Annotated in this window: 15 protein-coding genes; 10 read left to right on the top strand and 5 right to left on the bottom strand. The window is 70.1% G+C overall.

From position 1 onward, the window contains the following. The first annotated feature begins 13 nt into the window (after window positions 1–13). The 6 genes from mtrA to secA all read left to right on the top strand — a co-directional run bounded on the left by mtrA (window position 14) and on the right by secA (window position 8,518). On the top strand, window positions 14–694 hold the full coding sequence (gene mtrA / locus E3O23_RS04275; protein ID WP_134488494.1) for an MtrAB system response regulator MtrA: 681 nt from the start codon (window positions 14–16) through the stop codon (window positions 692–694). Window positions 695–713: 19 nt separating this feature from the next. After that, window positions 714–2,351, top strand: a complete 1,638-nt coding sequence (gene mtrB, locus E3O23_RS04270) for an MtrAB system histidine kinase MtrB (protein ID WP_134488587.1) — start codon at window positions 714–716, stop codon at window positions 2,349–2,351. Continuing rightward, on the top strand, window positions 2,344–4,038 hold the full coding sequence (locus E3O23_RS04265) for an LpqB family beta-propeller domain-containing protein (RefSeq protein WP_134488492.1): 1,695 nt from the start codon (window positions 2,344–2,346) through the stop codon (window positions 4,036–4,038). Before mtrB ends, E3O23_RS04265 begins: the two co-directional genes overlap by 8 nt. A gap of 92 nt (window positions 4,039–4,130) precedes the next feature. Beyond that, the gene (locus tag E3O23_RS04260) at window positions 4,131–4,829 is read left to right on the top strand and encodes a ComF family protein (RefSeq protein ID WP_134488490.1); all 699 of its coding nucleotides are present in this window, start codon (window positions 4,131–4,133) and stop codon (window positions 4,827–4,829) included. 87 nt (window positions 4,830–4,916) lie between these two features. Then, window positions 4,917–5,600 (top strand): ribosome hibernation-promoting factor, HPF/YfiA family, encoded by a 684-nt coding sequence (gene hpf / locus E3O23_RS04255; protein WP_134488488.1) that lies wholly within the window; start codon window positions 4,917–4,919, stop codon window positions 5,598–5,600. A 128-nt stretch (window positions 5,601–5,728) separates the two neighbouring features. Then, window positions 5,729–8,518: a preprotein translocase subunit SecA gene (gene secA / locus E3O23_RS04250; protein WP_134488486.1), complete on the top strand. Its 2,790-nt coding sequence runs from the start codon at window positions 5,729–5,731 to the stop codon at window positions 8,516–8,518. 107 nt (window positions 8,519–8,625) lie between these two features. Here the strand turns inward: secA and E3O23_RS04245 are convergent, their stop codons facing one another. Continuing rightward, window positions 8,626–9,072, bottom strand: coding sequence for an Rv3235 family protein (locus E3O23_RS04245; RefSeq protein ID WP_134488484.1), 447 nt, complete (start codon window positions 9,070–9,072; stop codon window positions 8,626–8,628). A gap of 192 nt (window positions 9,073–9,264) precedes the next feature. Here E3O23_RS04245 and E3O23_RS04240 point away from each other — a divergent pair, with 192 nt between their 5' ends. Continuing rightward, window positions 9,265–9,942: a hypothetical protein gene (locus E3O23_RS04240; RefSeq protein WP_134488482.1), complete on the top strand. Its 678-nt coding sequence runs from the start codon at window positions 9,265–9,267 to the stop codon at window positions 9,940–9,942. 179 nt (window positions 9,943–10,121) lie between these two features. On the opposite strand, the gene E3O23_RS04235 is transcribed toward E3O23_RS04240, so the two are convergent. Next, a complete protein-coding gene (locus tag E3O23_RS04235) occupies window positions 10,122–10,421 on the bottom strand; it encodes a helix-turn-helix domain-containing protein (RefSeq protein ID WP_134488480.1) in 300 nt (99 codons plus the stop codon). A 128-nt stretch (window positions 10,422–10,549) separates the two neighbouring features. Here E3O23_RS04235 and E3O23_RS04230 point away from each other — a divergent pair, with 128 nt between their 5' ends. Then, window positions 10,550–11,254, top strand: coding sequence for a hypothetical protein (locus tag E3O23_RS04230; protein ID WP_134488478.1), 705 nt, complete (start codon window positions 10,550–10,552; stop codon window positions 11,252–11,254). Between the two features lie 2 nt (window positions 11,255–11,256). Then, window positions 11,257–12,510: a CpaE/TadZ family protein gene (locus E3O23_RS04225; protein WP_134488476.1), complete on the top strand. Its 1,254-nt coding sequence runs from the start codon at window positions 11,257–11,259 to the stop codon at window positions 12,508–12,510. 44 nt (window positions 12,511–12,554) lie between these two features. Here the strand turns inward: E3O23_RS04225 and E3O23_RS04220 are convergent, their stop codons facing one another. Both E3O23_RS04220 and E3O23_RS04215 read right to left on the bottom strand, forming a co-directional pair. Continuing rightward, on the bottom strand, window positions 12,555–14,204 hold the full coding sequence (locus E3O23_RS04220; protein WP_134488474.1) for a DUF5671 domain-containing protein: 1,650 nt from the start codon (window positions 14,202–14,204) through the stop codon (window positions 12,555–12,557). Continuing rightward, a complete protein-coding gene (locus tag E3O23_RS04215) occupies window positions 14,204–14,665 on the bottom strand; it encodes an LpqB family beta-propeller domain-containing protein (RefSeq protein WP_134488472.1) in 462 nt (153 codons plus the stop codon). Before E3O23_RS04215 ends, E3O23_RS04220 begins: the two co-directional genes overlap by 1 nt. 91 nt (window positions 14,666–14,756) lie before the next feature. Between E3O23_RS04215 and E3O23_RS04210 the strand changes: the two genes are divergently transcribed. Beyond that, window positions 14,757–16,262: a sensor histidine kinase gene (locus tag E3O23_RS04210; RefSeq protein ID WP_134488470.1), complete on the top strand. Its 1,506-nt coding sequence runs from the start codon at window positions 14,757–14,759 to the stop codon at window positions 16,260–16,262. A gap of 56 nt (window positions 16,263–16,318) precedes the next feature. On the opposite strand, the gene E3O23_RS04205 is transcribed toward E3O23_RS04210, so the two are convergent. Beyond that, window positions 16,319–16,567 carry a WhiB family transcriptional regulator gene (locus E3O23_RS04205; RefSeq protein ID WP_092323051.1) on the bottom strand — a complete coding sequence of 83 codons (249 nt, stop codon included), beginning with the start codon at window positions 16,565–16,567 and terminating at the stop codon, window positions 16,319–16,321. Window positions 16,568–16,712: the final 145 nt, after the last annotated feature.

Genomic DNA, 16,712 nt, shown 5'->3' with positions numbered 1-16,712 from the left:
GCGGAACGGAAGTATGAACGCACGCATTTTGGTCGTCGACGACGACATTGCGCTGGCCGAGATGATTGGCATCGTGCTGCACGGCGAGGGTTTCGAGCCCTCGTTCTGTGCCGACGGCGCCCTCGCGCTCGACGCGTTCCACGCCGGCAAGCCCGACCTGGTGCTGCTTGACCTCATGCTGCCGGGCCTCGACGGGATCGAGGTGTGCCGTCTCATCCGTGCCGAGTCCGGAACGCCCATCATCATGCTGACCGCCAAGTCGGACACGACCGACGTCGTCAAGGGCCTCGAGTCGGGCGCCGACGACTATATGGTCAAGCCCTTCAACCCGAAGGAGCTGGTGGCCCGCATCAAGACGCGCCTCCGCCCGACGCCGGCGGGCGCCTCCGGCAGCCTGCAGATCGGCGACCTCGTCGTGGATGCCGCCGGCCACGAGGTCAGGCGCGGCGAGCTGCGGATCAACCTCACCCCGCTCGAATTCGACCTGCTCCTGGCCCTCGCGTCCAAACCGCAGCAGGTCTTCACCCGGGAGATGCTCCTGGAACAGGTGTGGGGCTACCACTACAAGGCGGACACGCGCCTCGTCAATGTGCACGTGCAGCGGCTGCGCGCCAAGGTCGAAGACGACCCGGACAACCCTCGCATCGTCATGACGGTGCGCGGCGTGGGTTACCGGGCCGGCGCGGCCGGGTAGGTCCCCCGTGGCTTCGGGCATGGCCGGCTTCGGCTGGCGGTCCTGGCGGTCCTGGCCCGGCCAGATCGCCGCCAGGTGGCGCTCTTCGCTGCAATTCCGCACGGTGGGCATCACGGTGGTGCTCTCCGGGCTGGCGATCGCCATGGTCGGGGTGTACATGTCCGTGAGCATCGGCAACGACCTGTTCCAGTCTCGGCTGAGCCAGGTTCTGCTCGAATCGAACAGGGCGACCACCGCGGCCCAGGGCATCCTGAACTCCTCCGACGCCGCCGACCGAGTGCAGGTGCAGACCCTGCTCGGTTCCGCGCGCACCCAGATCACCGCGGCCTCGTCGAGCCGCCTCATCGCCGTGTTCCGCGTGCCGGGGCAGGACTCGTCGACGGTCGCCCCGCAGGACTTCTCGACCTTCGGGGCCTCGACCGGGGTCATCTCCAGCGAGTTGCGCGGCGAGGTGCGCGAGAACCCCGGCGAACAGTTCTGGCAGTCAGTGACGCTCTCGACCGAGGAGGGCGCGCAGTTCCCCGGGATCGTCGTCGGCTCCCAGCTCACCGTGCCCGTGGCCGGCCAGTACGAGCTCTACATCGGCTACAGCCTCCAGGACGCCGAGTCCACCCTGTTGTTCGTGCAGCAGACCCTCGGCGTCGCGGGGATCACGCTCATGCTACTGATCGGCGGCGTCACCTGGATCGTCGTGCGGTTCGTCGTCACCCCGATCCGCGTCGCGGCGGAGACGAGCCAGAAGCTCGCCTCCGGCGACCTGGCCGTACGCATTCCGGAGAAGGGGCAGGACGTCATCGCGACGCTTGCCCGGTCGTTCAACGGCATGGCGGACAGCCTGCAAAGCCAGATCAAGGAACTCGCCGACCTGTCCGAGATGCAACAGCGGTTCGTCTCCGACGTCTCGCATGAGCTCCGCACCCCGCTGACGACGATCCGGCTGGCCGGCGACGTGCTCTACGACCAGCGTTCGAGCTTCCCGCCGGCAACCGGGCGCACCGCGGAGCTGCTGCACACCCAGGTCGAGCGCTTCGAGCTGCTGCTCAGCGACCTCCTGGAGATCAGCAGGTACGACGCCGGGTCCGTCGAACTCGAATCGGAGCCGACGAACCTCGTGCACCTCGTGCAGGACACGATCGAGGGGATGCGCTCCCTCGGCGAGTCCAAGGGGACCGACCTCCGCCTGGTCGCGCCGGGCGGCCACCTGGACGCCGACGTCGACCCACGCCGGATCCGCCGCATCCTGCACAACCTGATCGGCAACGCGATCGAGCACGGTGAGGGGAAACCCGTCGTCGTGTCCGTCGACAGCAACGCCGGAGCGGTTGCCCTGTCGGTGCGGGACTACGGCATGGGAATGACAGAGGCGGAGGTCGCGCATGTGTTCGACCGGTTCTGGCGGGCGGACCCGTCCCGCCGGCGCACCATCGGCGGGACCGGCCTCGGGCTGGCGATCTCGCTCGAGGACGCGACCGCGCACCGAGGTTTGCTCCAGGTCTGGTCCCGCCCCGGCCAGGGGTCCTGCTTCCGGCTGACGCTGCCGCGCGGCACGGCAGCGATCGGCGAACTCGTGAATTTCCCGCTGCCGCTGCCGCCCGCGGATGCCCAGGCCACCGTCGCCGACTTCGCCGCGGGAACCCGGGGGGGCCACTATGCGTAATCGGGAGGGTGGCACCCGGAGGCTCCTGGCCGTTCTCCTGGCCGCCGGCGTCCTGCTCGCCGGCTGCTCGGGGATTCCGCGGGACGGGGGAGTGCAGGACGGCCAGGCCGCCCTGCCCGACGACAACCCGGCGCCCGTCTTCCTGCCGTCCAAGCCCCGGAAGGATGCCACCCCGGATGCCATCCTCCGGGGTTTCATCGACGCGGCGTCGAGCCCGGAGAGCAACTACGCCATCGCCCGGGAGTTCCTCACCCCGGACTACAGCGGCGCGTGGGAGCCCGACGCTGGCGTCACCGTTGACGACTTCTCCGGACGCAGCACGACGGTCGTCGACGAGACCACCATGCAGTTCTCGGTCACCCCGGTCGCCGAGGTCGACGCCAGCGGGCAGTACCAGACCGTCGATTCCTCGTCCCCGGTCCCGCTGCGCTACGAATTCGCCCGGGTCGGCGGGCAGTGGCGGATCAACCAGGCGCCTAACGGCACGGTGATCGACCGCAACACCTTCCGCGACGTCTTCAGCGCCCAGGCCCTCTACTTCTTCGATCCCAGCTTCCGCTACCTCGTGCCGGACCTCAGGTGGTTCCCCCGGGGGGCTTCCGCCCCCACGAAGATCGTCAAGGGTGTGCTCGCCGGCCCGAGCCCGTGGCTGACCGGCGCGGTCGTCACGGCGTTCCCCGAGGGCACGAAACTCACCGCCGACGCCGTCCGGGTGGTGGCCCGCGACGCCAAGGTCGACCTCAACAGCGAGGCCCTGAACGCCGATCGGGTCTCCCTGCAACGGATGGAGGCGCAACTGTCCCGCAGCCTCCCGCCCGGGCTGACCGCCACGATCACCATCAACCAGAACTCGCAGGACATCGGCGACATGGGCTCGAACGCCCCGCGCGCGACGCGCGTCGACGCCCGGGCGCTGGTCCTCCGGGACGGGAAGTTCGGCTTCCTCGCGGCCAGCGGGACCGCGCTGGCGCCGATCGCGGGCATTTCGGACCCCGTCGCCGCGCTCAAACCGACGGCCGTCGCGCTCTCTCCCGGCCAGACCATGGCGGCGGTACTCACCGGCGCGGGCCTGTACGGCGTCCGGGTCGGCGACGACCCCGTGCGGCTCGATCCCCGCTCCGGCCTGATCGCGCCCTCGGTCGACTCCGACGGTTTCGTCTGGTCGGTGCCGTCGGCGCGGCCGGGAGAGTTGTTCGTGCACACCCTCGCCGGCAAGTCGATTGCCGTGCCGACGCCGTGGCAGGAGGCCTCGGCGATCGTGTCCCTGGATGTGTCCCGCGACGGCACCCGGCTGCTGGCCCTGCTGCGAAATGGGACCGACTCCCACTTCGTCGTCGCGGCGATCAAGCGCGACAACAACAACGTTCCGGTCGGTATCGGCGAGCCCATCGTGCTGTCCTCGGGCGCGGGTGTCCCGCTCGACGCGACCTGGATCGACGAGCTGACCGTGGGATCGTTGATCCGGCTGCCCAGCGGCGAGGAGCGCATCGTCGCCCAGCAGATCGGCGGCGGGACCACCGTGCTCGAGTCGGCGCCCGGCAGCGTCTCCCTGGCCGGAAGCAACACCCTGCGTGAGCTGCGCGCCCTCTCGGCCGGGGGAGCCCTGCAGATGCAGCGGGGGGTCGGCTGGCAGGAGCGCATCGACGAGGTCGTGCTCATCGCCACGCAGCAGGGCATCGTGGGCTAGCGACTCCTCCTCACCCGGCCGGCGCCGGCGCCCGCCCGCACCGACCGGGCCGTGCCCGCCGCGGATCGGCGCGCCGGGCGCAGAATGGCCGGATGGGCGACCAGGACGCCATCCGCCGCGCCGTGCTCGACGCCTGGGCCGTGCTGCTCCCGATCGAGTGCAGCGGCTGCGGGGCCCCCGACCGGGCCCTCTGCGCGGCCTGCCGGGCGGCGCTGCGTCCCGCCGTCCACCAGAGCCTCCGTGGCGGCCTGCCGGTCTGGTCGGGACTGGACTACTCGGGTGTGGCCAGGCGCGTCCTCGGCGCGTACAAGGACGGCGGCCGCACCGACGCCGCCCTCGCTCTCGCGGGGCCACTGCGCCTCGCCGTCGCCGCGGCGCTCGCCGACCTCGGCGCGGACGACCAGGGCGGCGTGCACCTGGTGACGATCCCGTCGTCCCGCCGAGCGTGGCGCGCCCGCGGCTTCCACCCCGTCGAACTTCTCCTGGCCCGGGCCGGACTCGCCGGGGCGCCGATGCTCCGGCAGGTCGGCGACCCCCTGGACCAGGTGGGCCTGGGGCGCGAGGCCCGTACCCGGAACCGGCACGGTTCGCTGGCCGCCCGGAGGCCGCTTCCCGGCTTCCGCTGCGTCGTCGTCGACGACATCCTGACCACCGGCGCCACGATCCTGGAGGCGCGGCGCGCCGTGCTGGAGGCCGGCGGCGAGGTGCTCGGACTGGCCACTCTCGCGGAAACACGGCGGCTCCGGCCGGCGGCCGAACACTCCCCGGGAACTGGCAGGTCAAACGGGTGACTTATCCCCGCCACCGGGCTACGGTGTTCTTAACGGCGCGCTACGATCGCCCAGAATCAGGGCGGTCCGCCGGATCTGGAGGTCGTCATGGAAACTAACATCGTTGGACGTAACCTGGGCATCACAGATCGGTTCCGGCAATACGCCCTCGACAAGTCCGAGAAAGTCGCGGTTCTCGCCGACAAGGCGCTCGCCCTCGAAATCAGGGTCAGCCGTCACCGCGAGAAGAACGAACGCACCGGCGCGGCCGGCAAGGACCGGGTCGAACTGACCCTGATCGGCAAGGGCCCCCTCGTGCGGGCCGAGGCCGACGGCTCCGACAAGTACGCCGCGTTCGACGTCGCCCTCGGCCGGCTCCTGGAGCGCGTGCGTCGCGCGAAGGACCGCAAGAAGGTGCACCGCGGGGGCGCCCACCGCCCCACCTCGCTGCAGGAAGCCAGCGCCGCAGGCTTCAGCGTGGTCGACATCACACCGGCGGATGTCGAAACCCTCGAACGCGTGCGCACGGGAGCCATCCCGATCGTGACCGAGGAACACCCGGCGGAGCCGGTCGAAGAGGAATACTGCCCGGTCGTCATCCGGCGCAAGGTCTTCGCCGCGGCCCCGATGACCGTGGACGACGCCCTCTACTTCATGGAGCTCGTCGGCCACGACTTCTACCTCTTCCAGGACGCGGAAACCAGGCGTCCGAGCGTCGTCTACCGCCGCAAGGGCTGGGACTACGGCGTCATCGAACTCGACGACAAGGCCGAGGAACTGCGCGAGGCGTAGGCCAGCCGCCCGCCGACCCAGCTCGCAACCAACTAGCATTGCTATAGTTGCCGGCTGGGTCGGCGCTACGTGCGTCCGACCGGACGACAGGCGCGTCCGCGCGCCGTGACGACTAGTGGAGTGCATTCGTGGCCTCAATTCTGGAAAAGGTTCTTCGTGTAGGCGAGGGGCGCGTTCTGCGCCGCCTCGAGAACTACGCCAAGGCGATCAATGCGCTGGAAGAAGACTTCCGCCACCTCACCGACGAGGAGCTGAAGAACGAGACCGTGCAGCTGCGCGAGCGATACTCGAACGGCGAATCGCTGGACGACCTGCTGCCCGAGGCCTTCGCCGCGGTCCGCGAGGCCTCCACCCGCACGCTGGGCCTGCGGCACTTCGACGTGCAGCTGATGGGCGGGGCGGCCCTGCACCTCGGCAACATCGCCGAGATGAAGACCGGTGAGGGCAAGACCCTCGTCGCGACCACGGCCGCGTACCTCAACGCGATCACCAGCCGCGGCGTGCACGTCATCACGGTCAACGACTACCTCGCCAGCTACCAGAGCGAGCTCATGGGCCGCGTCTTCCGCGCGCTCGGGATGACCACCGGCTGCATCCTGTCCGGCCAGACACCCGAGCAGCGCCGCGACCAGTACCAGGCCGACATCACCTACGGCACGAACAATGAGTTCGGCTTCGACTACCTGCGCGACAACATGGCCTGGCAGGCGTCCGACATGGTCCAGCGCGGCCACTACTACGCGATCGTCGACGAGGTCGACTCGATCCTCATCGACGAGGCCCGCACGCCGCTGATCATCTCCGGCCCGGCCTCCGGCGAGGCCAACCGGTGGTTCAACGAGTTCGCCAGCCTCGCCAAGCGACTCGTTCCGAACGTCGATTTCGAGGTCGACGAGAAGAAGCGCACCGTCGGCGTGCTCGAACCCGGGATCGAAAAGGTCGAAGACTACCTCGGCATCGACAATCTCTACGAGTCGGCGAACACCCCGCTCATCTCTTTCCTGAACAACTCGATCAAGGCGAACGCCCTGTTCAAGAAGGACAAGGACTACGTCGTCATGAACGGCGAAGTGCTCATCGTCGACGAGCACACCGGGCGCATCCTGATGGGCCGCCGCTACAACGAGGGCATCCACCAGGCGATCGAGGCCAAGGAAGGCGTCGCGGTCAAGGCCGAGAACCAGACCCTCGCGACCGTCACTCTGCAGAACTACTTCCGCCTGTACTCGAAGCTCTCCGGCATGACCGGAACGGCCGAGACCGAGGCCGCCGAGTTCATGAGCACCTACAAGCTCGGCGTGGTCCTCATCCCCACGAACAAGCCGATGAAGCGGATCGACCAGGCCGACCTCGTCTACAAGAACGAAGAAGCCAAGTTCGGCCAGGTCGTCGAAGACATCCTCGAACGCCACGAGAAGGGCCAGCCGGTCCTGGTCGGCACGACGAGCGTCGAGAAGAGCGAATACCTCTCCCGGCTGCTCGCCAAGAAGGGCGTCCGCCACGAGGTGCTGAACGCGAAGAACCACGCCAGGGAGGCCGCGATCGTCGCCCAGGCCGGCCGCCTCGGCTCCGTGACCGTCGCCACCAACATGGCCGGCCGCGGCACCGACGTCATGCTCGGCGGCAACGCCGAGTTCCTGGCCGTGGCCGAGATGAACGCCAAGGGCCTCAGCCCGGTGGAAACCCCCGACGAGTACGAAGCCGCCTGGGACGACGTGTTCGCGGACGTCAAGGCGAAGGTGACCGAAGAAGCCGAGAAGGTCGTCGCCGTCGGCGGCCTCTACGTGCTGGGCACCGAACGCCACGAGTCGCGCCGGATCGACAACCAGTTGCGCGGCCGGAGCGGCCGCCAGGGCGACCCGGGCGAGAGCCGGTTCTACCTCTCGCTCACCGACGACCTCATGCGCCTGTTCAACGCCGGCGCCGCGGAGAGCCTGATGGGCCGCCAGGGTGTGCCGGACGACATGGCCATCGAGTCGAAGATCGTCAGCCGCGCCATCCGCAGCGCCCAGGCGCAGGTCGAGGGCCGGAATGCCGAGATCCGCAAGAACGTGCTCAAGTACGACGACGTGTTGAATCGCCAGCGTGAGGCGATCTACAGCGACCGCCGCCACATCCTTGAGGGCGATGACCTGCACGAGCGCACCCAGAAGTTCCTCGAAGACGTCATCGACGAGGTCCTCGCCGTGCACACCGGTGAGGGCAACGGCGACGACTGGGACTTCGACGCCCTGTGGACCGAGCTCAAGACGCTCTACCCGGTCGGCCTGACGATCGACGAGGTCGTCGCCGAGGCCGGCAACAAGGGCAAGATCAACCGCGACTTCATGCGCCGCGAAATCATCTCGGACGCGAAGCTCGCCTACCAGCGTCGCGAGGAATCCCTGGGTTCCCCGGCCATGCGCGAACTCGAGCGCCGGGTCGTGCTGTCGGTCATCGACCGCCGCTGGCGCGACCACCTCTACGAGATGGACTACCTCAAGGACGGCATCGGCCTGCGCGCCATGGCGCAGCGCGACCCGCTGGTGGAGTACCAGCGCGAGGGCTTTGCCATGTTCCAGCAGATGATGGGCCAGATCCGCGAGGAGACCGTCGGCTTCCTGTTCAACCTCGAGGTCGAGGTCAGCCAGGCGCCGGGCTCCGTCGCCGGCCCGATCGTCGAAGCTAAGGGCCTGACGCCCAGCTCCGCCGGCGAGGAGAAGCTCAGCTACACCGCCCCGAGCGATTCGGGCGGAGTCGAGGTGCGCAACCAGCGCGGCCAGCTCCAGCAGGCCGCAACCGACCGTGCCCGTAAGGCCGCCGACGTCGGGGACGAGGCGCCGGAGGCGGAGGAACCCGCCCAGCGCGGAGCCTTCGGCCAGCCGACGACCCCGGTGAACCGCGCAGAGCGGCGCTCCCAGGGCGGCAAGAAGAAGTAACCCGGAACCACCGATCGTGGCTGAGGCGGTGCCCCGTGCGGGCACCGCCTCAGTCCCTCTTCGGGCATCGGGCGTTCGCGAGTTTCCGGAGCGTCCCCCCGGGAGCGCTACAGCACGTGGATGGCGCTGGCTCGCCACCGATGGTCGAGGCCCTCCAGCCGCAGGGCCACCGCACGCACCCGCACCCGGCTGTGCACGATGACGACGGCCTCGACGACGCCGTCGCGGGGCTCCGACATGGTGATCCGGCCGATCGTGATGGTGGGACGTTGCGCCTGCTGCCCCTTGACCGCGCGCGCCCGGGCCGACAGCACCACGCGCTTGAGCAGGTGCCGGTAGACGTCGTCGGTGACCCAGCGGGCCAGCTGGTCGAGCTCCCGGGCACCGGCGAGCACCTCGATGACGCAGCGCGTCAGGTTGATCAGCAGCGGTTCCGGATCGGGGAGCTGGCTGCGCGGGCTGGGCTGGTGCCCGAAGAAGTCCGCCTCCTTGAACCTGTCGCCCGGTTCCTCCTGGGCGGCGGGGTCTTCGGCGGGGGTGAGAGGGGTGCTCATGGCTCCTCCGATGTGCGTGATTCCGATGGCGCGTCGACGGGTGCTCAGGCGTTCGGGTGGATCACGGGACCGACCCCCTGTTCGGGGGGAGTCCGTGCTGTGACTCAATCAGGGCGCGAGGCGCCTGTCTAGCGCTTATAGGGCCTGTGGATAACCGGAGCGGAGCCCGGCCGGGCCGACTAGTTTCGGGGTGTGCGGTGGGACAACCTGTTCGACGACCTCGAGGGCCAGCTCGAGCATGAACTCCAGGCCGAAGAGATCGACCTGCGTGCGGAAGAGGAACGGTTGCGCCTCGGCCGGCTGTCGCTGCGCAGCAGGCTGGTGAGCCTGGCACGGCCGTCGGAGGGCGGCGCGGGCATCCTGAAAGTCGTCCTGATGGACGGAGAAACGATCATCATCCGGCCGACGACCTTCGGCCGGGACTGGCTGGCCGCCGACCTTCTCTCCGCCGACCACCTGTCAGCGCACCTCCTGTCAGCCGACCTCCTGTCAGCCGACCTCGGCATCCCGGACCGCCCCGCCGCCGATCGCCACGCCGCCGCCGCCCAGTGCGTGCTGCCCCTCGCCTCGATCGCGGGCGTGATCCTGCAGCACGACCAGGTCGCGCCCTCGCTGACCGCCGAATCCGAGTCGGCGGCCAGGGTCGTCGACCGGGTCGGCCTGCCCTTCGTGCTCCGCGACCTCTGCCGGCGCCGCAAGAGCCTCCTGCTCCGCACCCCGTCCGGCCGGCTCAGCGGAACGATCGACCGGGTCGGCCGCGACCACGTCGATCTCGCCGTGCACGAGGCGGGGACGCTGCGGCGCGCCACTGAGGTGCGGCACTACCGAATCGTCCCGCTCGCCCAGATCCAGCTGGTGCAGCTGGGCTGATGGCTGATGGCTGACGAGCCTCGTGATCCCCGCTGGCACGTGGGCGAGTTAGTTCACTTGCGGACAAAGTACCTTCAATTCCGCAACGAAGGTTGTTTCTCCGCAAGTCAATATCTCCGCCAGTGAATTGGGTGCGGGTGCGGGTCAGTCAGTTCGGCGAGTGCCGGGCTCGGCGGGACTCAGGTCTTGTCTGAAGGATCCGGGCGGATGATCGTGCTCCCGGAAATCTCGGGGATGTTCGCGAAGTCGGACTGCTGCCACAGCGACATCCGCCGGGCCTCCTCGTACCGGGCCTCGATGTAGGACTCGAGCACGATCCGTTCGACCCGCCAGGCGCCGCGGGTGCCGATCCTGATGGCGGGCAGCTCGCCGCCGCGCACAAGTTCCAGCGCCTCGGCGGCCGGGATGTTGAGGATCTCGGCCGTATCGGCGAGGGTCAGGAATCGTCCCACGGAGTGGGAGGACACGGAATCCGTCATGGTTCCGATTATCCGTCCCCGGCCACGGCACCGGGGCTGCCGGGCGGCGGCTGTGGATAACTTCCGCGCGAGCGCGCCAGGGGGACGACGATGGTGGCCACGGCTTTCACGGGCAGCGAGGTGGGCGGATGGCACGCACGGCGGCGACAAAGCGGGACACCCCCGGCTCGAACACCCCGGGCTCGGGCGCCCGCGAACCCGGCGGCCGCGCGCCGGCCACCCGGAGCAGCCGATTCCGGTTCGACCCGCGGTTCGCGATCGGCCTGGCGCTCGTGGCAGCCTCCATCGGGGGAGTGTCCGCGATCGTCACGAACGCGGACCGCACGACCGCCGTCTACACGGCCAGGGTCGCGCTCGCGGTCGGCGACCGCATCGACGGCTCCGATCTGCTCACGACCCAGGTCAGGCTCGGCTCCGCCGGCAACCTGTACCTGACACCGGGCCGGCTGCCGGCCGACGGGATGATCGTCACGCGCACCATCGCCGCCGGCGAGCTGGTGCCCGCATCCGCCGTGGGCACGAGGGCCGGGGAGACGGTGACGAACATCGTCGTCGAGCTGAGCGGCAAACCGGCGGCGGCCATCGGGCCGGGGTCGGTCGTGGACGTGTGGTCGTCCCGGCAGACCGACCGCGGCGTCTTCGGGCCTCCCGCCGTCCTGGTCGGGCACGCGGCGATCGTGCGGCTGGTCGAACCGGTCGGCTTCATGGCCTCGGACGGCGGGATGTCGGTGGAGATCCTCGTGCCCAAGGCGAAGGTCGCCGCCGTGCTCGAGTCCGTCGCCAACGGGGACGCCATCGCGATCGTGCCGGTCAACACGGCGCTGGGGGAGTAGTCGTGGTCACGCTGGCGCTCGCCCTCGACCGGGACACCGAAGACCGGCTCCTCGCCGACATCGTGGAGTACGGGCACTCCATCGTCGCCCGCGTGTCCGACGCCCGGGACCTCCTCGCCGCACTGGACGTGCGGCCGCCGGAGGCCGTGATCGTCGGGGCCGGCCGGGCGACGCTCACCGCTGACCTGATCGCGGCGTGCGACGGGCGGGGCATCCGGCTGATCGCGCTCGCTGCCTCGGACCTCGACCGGCGCCACGCGGCGTCGCTCGGAATCTACGAGGTGCTCGATGCCAGGGTGGACTGGGGCGAGATCGAGACCCTGCTCGGCCCCGGGATCGTCGTGCCCCTGCGGATCGGCGGCCGGGCGGCGGCCCGCGGCGCCCTCACGGCGGGCTCGGTGATCGCCGTCTGGGGCCCCGCCGGGGCTCCGGGTCGTACGACGCTGGCGATCAACATCGCCGCCGAGATCGCGGCCGCCGGCCACACGGTCGTGCTGGCCGACGTCGACACCTACAGCGGTTCCGTCGCGCCGAGCCTGGGCATGCTCGACGAGGCCCCCGGCTTCGCGGCCGCCTGCCGACTCGCCGGGACGGACAGCCTTACCCAGTCCGAGCTCGAGCGGATCGCGCAACGCTACAACTCCCCGCAGGGGGCGTTCTGGGTGCTCACCGGGATCGGGCGGCCCTCGCGCTGGCCGGAGCTGTCCTCCGAGCGGGTGTCCCGCACGATCGATGCGCTGCGGCCGTGGGTGGACTACGTCGTGCTCGATACGGGCTTCAGCCTCGAAAGCGACGAGGAGATCTCCAGCGACCTGTTCGCGCCGAGGCGCAACGCCGCCACCCTGACGGCGCTCCGGGCAGCCGACCAGGTGGTGGCCTGCGGCCTCGCCGACCCGGTCGGGATGGCCAGGTTCCTGCGCGCCTGGGTCGAACTGGCCGACCTCCTGACAACCGACCGGGTGAGCGTGGTGATGAACCGGGTGCGCGCCAGCGCGGTCGGGCTGGACCCGGCCGGCCAGGTCGCCCAGGCGCTGCGCCGCTTCGGCGGCATCGAGTCACCGGTCCTGGTGCCGCACGACCAGCAGGGGGTGGATGCCGCGGTGCTCACCGGGCGCACCCTTCGCGATGCCGCGGCCAGGTCGCCGGCCCGGGCGAGCATCCGTCGTTTCGTGCTCACGGAGCTGCTGCCCGTGCCGGAACCCTCCCGCCGGCGCCGTGCCGTGTTCCGCTGGCGGCGGGCGGTCGCCGCGAGCTGACACCGCGGCGGCCGGCCCAGGCTGGCCGGCTCAGGCCGGCCGGCTCAGTCGGCCAGGGGAATCACGTCGAGGCGGTCGCCCGGTCCGGTGATCACCAGGACGCGCTTGCCGATCACCCCGTCGAGGGCGGCTGCCAGCCGCGCGGCGTCCGGTGCGGTGCCGGGCTCTTCGCCGGCGTCCGCCCGCAGCCACACGGTCACCGAGGCGCCGGTCGCGTCCTCGATGGCCTGCGTCTGCGCTTCGGTTCCCGCACCGGTGACGAGGAAGACGCGCGAGATCCGTCGGCCCAGGACCGGGGCCATCGCGCCGACGACGGCGCGGTCACGCCGCCAGACGCTGAAGTGGTAACCGGCGACGAGGGCCGTCGCGACCAGCAGCCCGAGCGGCACACGGATTTTCTCGACCAGGCTCCCGGCCGACGCCGAGTCGAGGGCGAACTCGAAGATCCCGTAGCCGACGACCAGCAGGGCGACCAGGGCCACGATCGCGCTCAGGCCGAAGACCGCGATCAGGTACACCCGGCGGCCGGTTGAGGCCATGTCGGCCTCCGCCACCGGGGCGACGGGCTTCCAGACCAGCCACCAGACCGGGCCGCCGACGACCAGGGCGCTGATGCCGCCGAGGAACAGCGTGCGGGTGTCCGCGCCGGCGAGCGGGCCGCTCAGGGTCGCCAGGAGCGAGTTCACGATGATGCCGATGCCCGTGGCGGCCGCGACGAGGCCGACCCCGGAGGTGACCAGGGTGGCAGCCTGCCGGGTGTCGTGCGGGCGTCCCGCGGCGATGCGCCGGTGGTAGTACCAGACCAGCGCGCCGATGGCCGCCGAGGCGATGGCTTCGCCGAGCGGGTCCAGGAGCTCGCCCATCGGGTTGGTGCGGTCGAAGGCCAGCCGGAGCAGGACGAACAGCGTCGTGCCGATCCCGCCGAGGGTCAGGACGCCCGCGCCGAGGATGCCGACGACGACCAGCGCCACGTTGGCGAGGCCGGACTTCAACCTCCGGGTGTCGTCGCGGATCCAGTGCCACCACCAGATCGCACCGCCCGCGATGGCCCAGAGGAGGGCCTTGAGCGGCGAATCCCACCAGGGCTGGCCCACCGACACCTGGTCGGCCGATCCGCGGATGGCCGTGTCGAGCAGGGAGCCGAGGGCGTTGACGGCGCCGCCGACCCCGATCACCAGGCCGTAGACGGAACCGACGACGATCGGAACGGTGGCCAGGCGCACCGGGCGCTTGGCCGCGTGTCGCCACATCCACCGGTGCCAGGCCCAGACGCCGGCCCAGACCAGGCCGGTGGCGAAGTCGGACGGCGTCCAGTCGCCGTCGATGAGCTGCAGCGCGGTCGCCAGCAGGGCGGAGCTGAAGGTGATCAGCGACACGGTGTACATGGCGGCCAGGTACAGGCCCCACGCGACGGAGGACCGCTCCGCCTGGTCGTCGAGCCTCTTCCACACGGCCCACCAGAGCAGGGCCGCGAGCGGGCCGCCGATCAGGGTGAAGGCCAGGGACCGGGCCAGGCCGGCGACGTCGTCCGACGCGAGCGCCGTCCCGGCCTCGAGCAGGCGCGAGACCAGGCCGCTGAGGCCGGTGGCGCCGATCGCCACGAGGGCGAAGAGCAGGACATAGACGATCAGGCGACGCACGGTGCGCTGGGCGCCGCCCGCGGCCTGGGCCTGTGGTGCGGCTGCGACGCTCATCACTTCACCGCCGTGTTCGTGCACACGGTCAGTGGCCAGGGGGTCCGATCGATCAGCCACCCGCCGTCGGACTTCACGAGGTCGAAGACCTCCTCGGTCTCGTACTCCGAGGAATCGAACGGGCCGCCGCCCTCGTACGAGGTGACGAGGGAGACCTTCACGTCGGCCGAGTCCTCCCGTTCGGTCGTCGACACCAGCGTGACCCGGAGGTTGTCGGTGGACGCGTTCTCGAACCTCTCGCACGCCTCCTGGGCCTCCGGGGTGAGGTATTCGACGGCGGCGGCTTCATCGCCGGCGATGACCGCCGCGGAGTAGCGCTGCACGACTCCCGCCGGCGTGGCCTCGTCGAGGAGCTTGGGTTCGCCGCGCGAGAAGACGACCGCGAGGGCCACGATCACCAGGATTCCGATGACGGACAGGATGATCAGGAGCGTGCGGTCGGGCCGTGCCGATGCGTTCATACTGCATATCTTGGCCGATTGCGCCTCGCGTGCCTATCATCCGGCCGAGCGCGTCGTCGGCGGGCACCCCGGCGGCCGTAGGCTATTGACCGTGTCGACGCTTAGTGATCTCGTACTTGCCCAGGGCCGCAGCAGCGCGGAGGACGTGGACTGGCTCCACATGCTCGTCGCCGACGGCCAGCTCCTCGCCGACCTCGCCTTCGCGGACCTGGTCGTCTGGGTGCCGACGACGACGGGGAGTTTCGTGGCCGTCGCGCACGCGCGACCGTCGAGCGCGGCCACGCTCTTCTACCGCGACTTCGTCGGCCAGGAGCTCAAGGAGGAGTGGCGCAAGCAGGTCACGGAAGCCTTCGGCACCGCCAGGATCATCGACACCACGGCCCCGGACTGGTACGAGGAGACCCCCACCCGGGTTCGCGCCATCCCGGTCATGCGGCGGCTCAGCTCCACCGGAACCCAGGTCACCGACACCCCGATCGCGGTGCTCACCCGGCACACCAACCTGAGCGAGGCGCGCACCCCCAGCCGCCAGGAACTCACCTTCAACGACTGCGCCAACGACCTCTTCGCGATGATCGCCTCCGGCGACTTCCCCGACCTCGGCGCGCCGACCGGCCCCCGGCGAGGCGCCCCGCGCGCCTCGGACGGTCTGATCCGGCTCGACGTCGACGGCATGACGACCTTCGCCAGCCCGAACGCCCTGTCCGCCTTCAACCGGATGGGCTTCGCCGACGAGCTGGAGGGTGAGTCCCTGGCCGAAGTGACCGCGCGCCTGCTCACCGGGACGGCCGTCGTCGACGAGTCGCTGCCGCTGGTCGTGACCGGCCGGGCGCCGTGGCGCACCGACGTGGAGGCGCGCGGGGTCACGGTCTCGCTGCGGGCGATTCCGATCCGCAACCGCGGCGAGCGGATCGGCGCGATGGTGCTCTGTCGCGACGTGACCGAGTTGCGGCACCAGGAGCGTGAACTCATCACGAAGGATGCCACCATCCGGGAGATCCACCACCGGGTGAAGAACAACCTGCAGACGGTGGCGTCCCTGCTGCGCATCCAGGCCAGGCGAACCCACTCGGACACGGCCCGCGAGGCGCTCAACCAGGCCATGCGCCGCGTCGCGGCCATCGCCGTCGTGCACGACACCCTGTCGGAGGGGCTGAACCAGATCGTCGACTTCGATGCCGTGTTCGACCGGGTTCTGCTGCTCATCGCGGAGGTCGCCTCCGCGCACAATACGACGGCGCATCCGAAATCATCCGGCAGCTTCGGCACCCTGCCGAGCGCCTACGCAACCCCGCTGGCCCTGGCCCTGACCGAGCTGGTCACCAACGCGGTCGAGCACGGGCTCGCCGGGCGTGAGGGTGAAGTGTCGATCCAGGCCGAGCGCAGTGAGGAGACCCTCACCGTGATCGTGCGCGACAACGGCGCCGGAATGCCGGAGGGCAAGGTCGGCTCCGGGCTGGGCACGCAGATCGTGCGCACCCTGATCCAGGGCGAACTGAGCGGCACCATCGACTGGCACACCATGATGGGCAGCGGAACCGAAGTGACGATCGAGATTCCGTTGCGCTTCATGAAAGAAAGCCAGGAGCGCTCCTAAGGAGCGATCCCGGCTTTCGGTGGCGCTGTAGTGAGTGGCGCCGTATTCAGCGGTGCTTAGGAAGCGCGGCGGGCGCGGGCGGCGCGGCGCTTGAGGGCGCGGCGCTCGTCTTCGCTGAGGCCACCCCAGACTCCGGAGTCCTGTCCGGTCTCCAGTGCGTACTGGAGGCACACCTCGGTGACGGTGCAACGGCCGCAAACGGCCTTCGCCTTCTCGATCTGGTCCACGGCGGGACCAGTGTTACCCACCGGGAAGAAGAGTTCCGGGTCGGCTGTGAGGCAGGCAGCTTTGTCGCGCCAGTCCATAGGGGTGCTCCTTTTATTGCAGGTGTGGATGCCTGGCCAGATCGGCCGAAGATGCAGGGGCCCGATCGCAGGAAAAGTACGGATCTACGCGGGAGATCGGCTCACGTCCCTGTGAGCGTCAACCGGGCCTCAATTATGGTCGCAT

It is taken from the genome of Cryobacterium tagatosivorans, assembly GCF_004402215.1.
Lineage (GTDB): Bacteria > Actinomycetota > Actinomycetes > Actinomycetales > Microbacteriaceae > Cryobacterium > Cryobacterium tagatosivorans.
Note: the sequence above shows the minus strand (reverse complement) of the source record. Positions and strands in the feature narration are given on the sequence as shown.

Bases quoted from the DNA above. Each gene is read 5' to 3' on its own strand.
- mtrA (WP_134488494.1), top strand. From the start codon at position 14: ATGAACGCACGCATTTTGGTCGTCGACGACGACATTGCGCTGGCCGAG.
- mtrB (WP_134488587.1), top strand. From the start codon at position 714: ATGGCCGGCTTCGGCTGGCGGTCCTGGCGGTCCTGGCCCGGCCAGATC.
- E3O23_RS04265 (WP_134488492.1), top strand. From the start codon at position 2,344: ATGCGTAATCGGGAGGGTGGCACCCGGAGGCTCCTGGCCGTTCTCCTG.
- E3O23_RS04260 (WP_134488490.1), top strand. From the start codon at position 4,131: ATGGGCGACCAGGACGCCATCCGCCGCGCCGTGCTCGACGCCTGGGCC.
- hpf (WP_134488488.1), top strand. From the start codon at position 4,917: ATGGAAACTAACATCGTTGGACGTAACCTGGGCATCACAGATCGGTTC.
- E3O23_RS04245 (WP_134488484.1), bottom strand. From the start codon at position 9,072: ATGAGCACCCCTCTCACCCCCGCCGAAGACCCCGCCGCCCAGGAGGAA.
- E3O23_RS04235 (WP_134488480.1), bottom strand. From the start codon at position 10,421: ATGACGGATTCCGTGTCCTCCCACTCCGTGGGACGATTCCTGACCCTC.
- E3O23_RS04230 (WP_134488478.1), top strand. From the start codon at position 10,550: ATGGCACGCACGGCGGCGACAAAGCGGGACACCCCCGGCTCGAACACC.
- E3O23_RS04220 (WP_134488474.1), bottom strand. From the start codon at position 14,204: ATGAGCGTCGCAGCCGCACCACAGGCCCAGGCCGCGGGCGGCGCCCAG.
- E3O23_RS04215 (WP_134488472.1), bottom strand. From the start codon at position 14,665: ATGAACGCATCGGCACGGCCCGACCGCACGCTCCTGATCATCCTGTCC.
- E3O23_RS04205 (WP_092323051.1), bottom strand. From the start codon at position 16,567: ATGGACTGGCGCGACAAAGCTGCCTGCCTCACAGCCGACCCGGAACTC.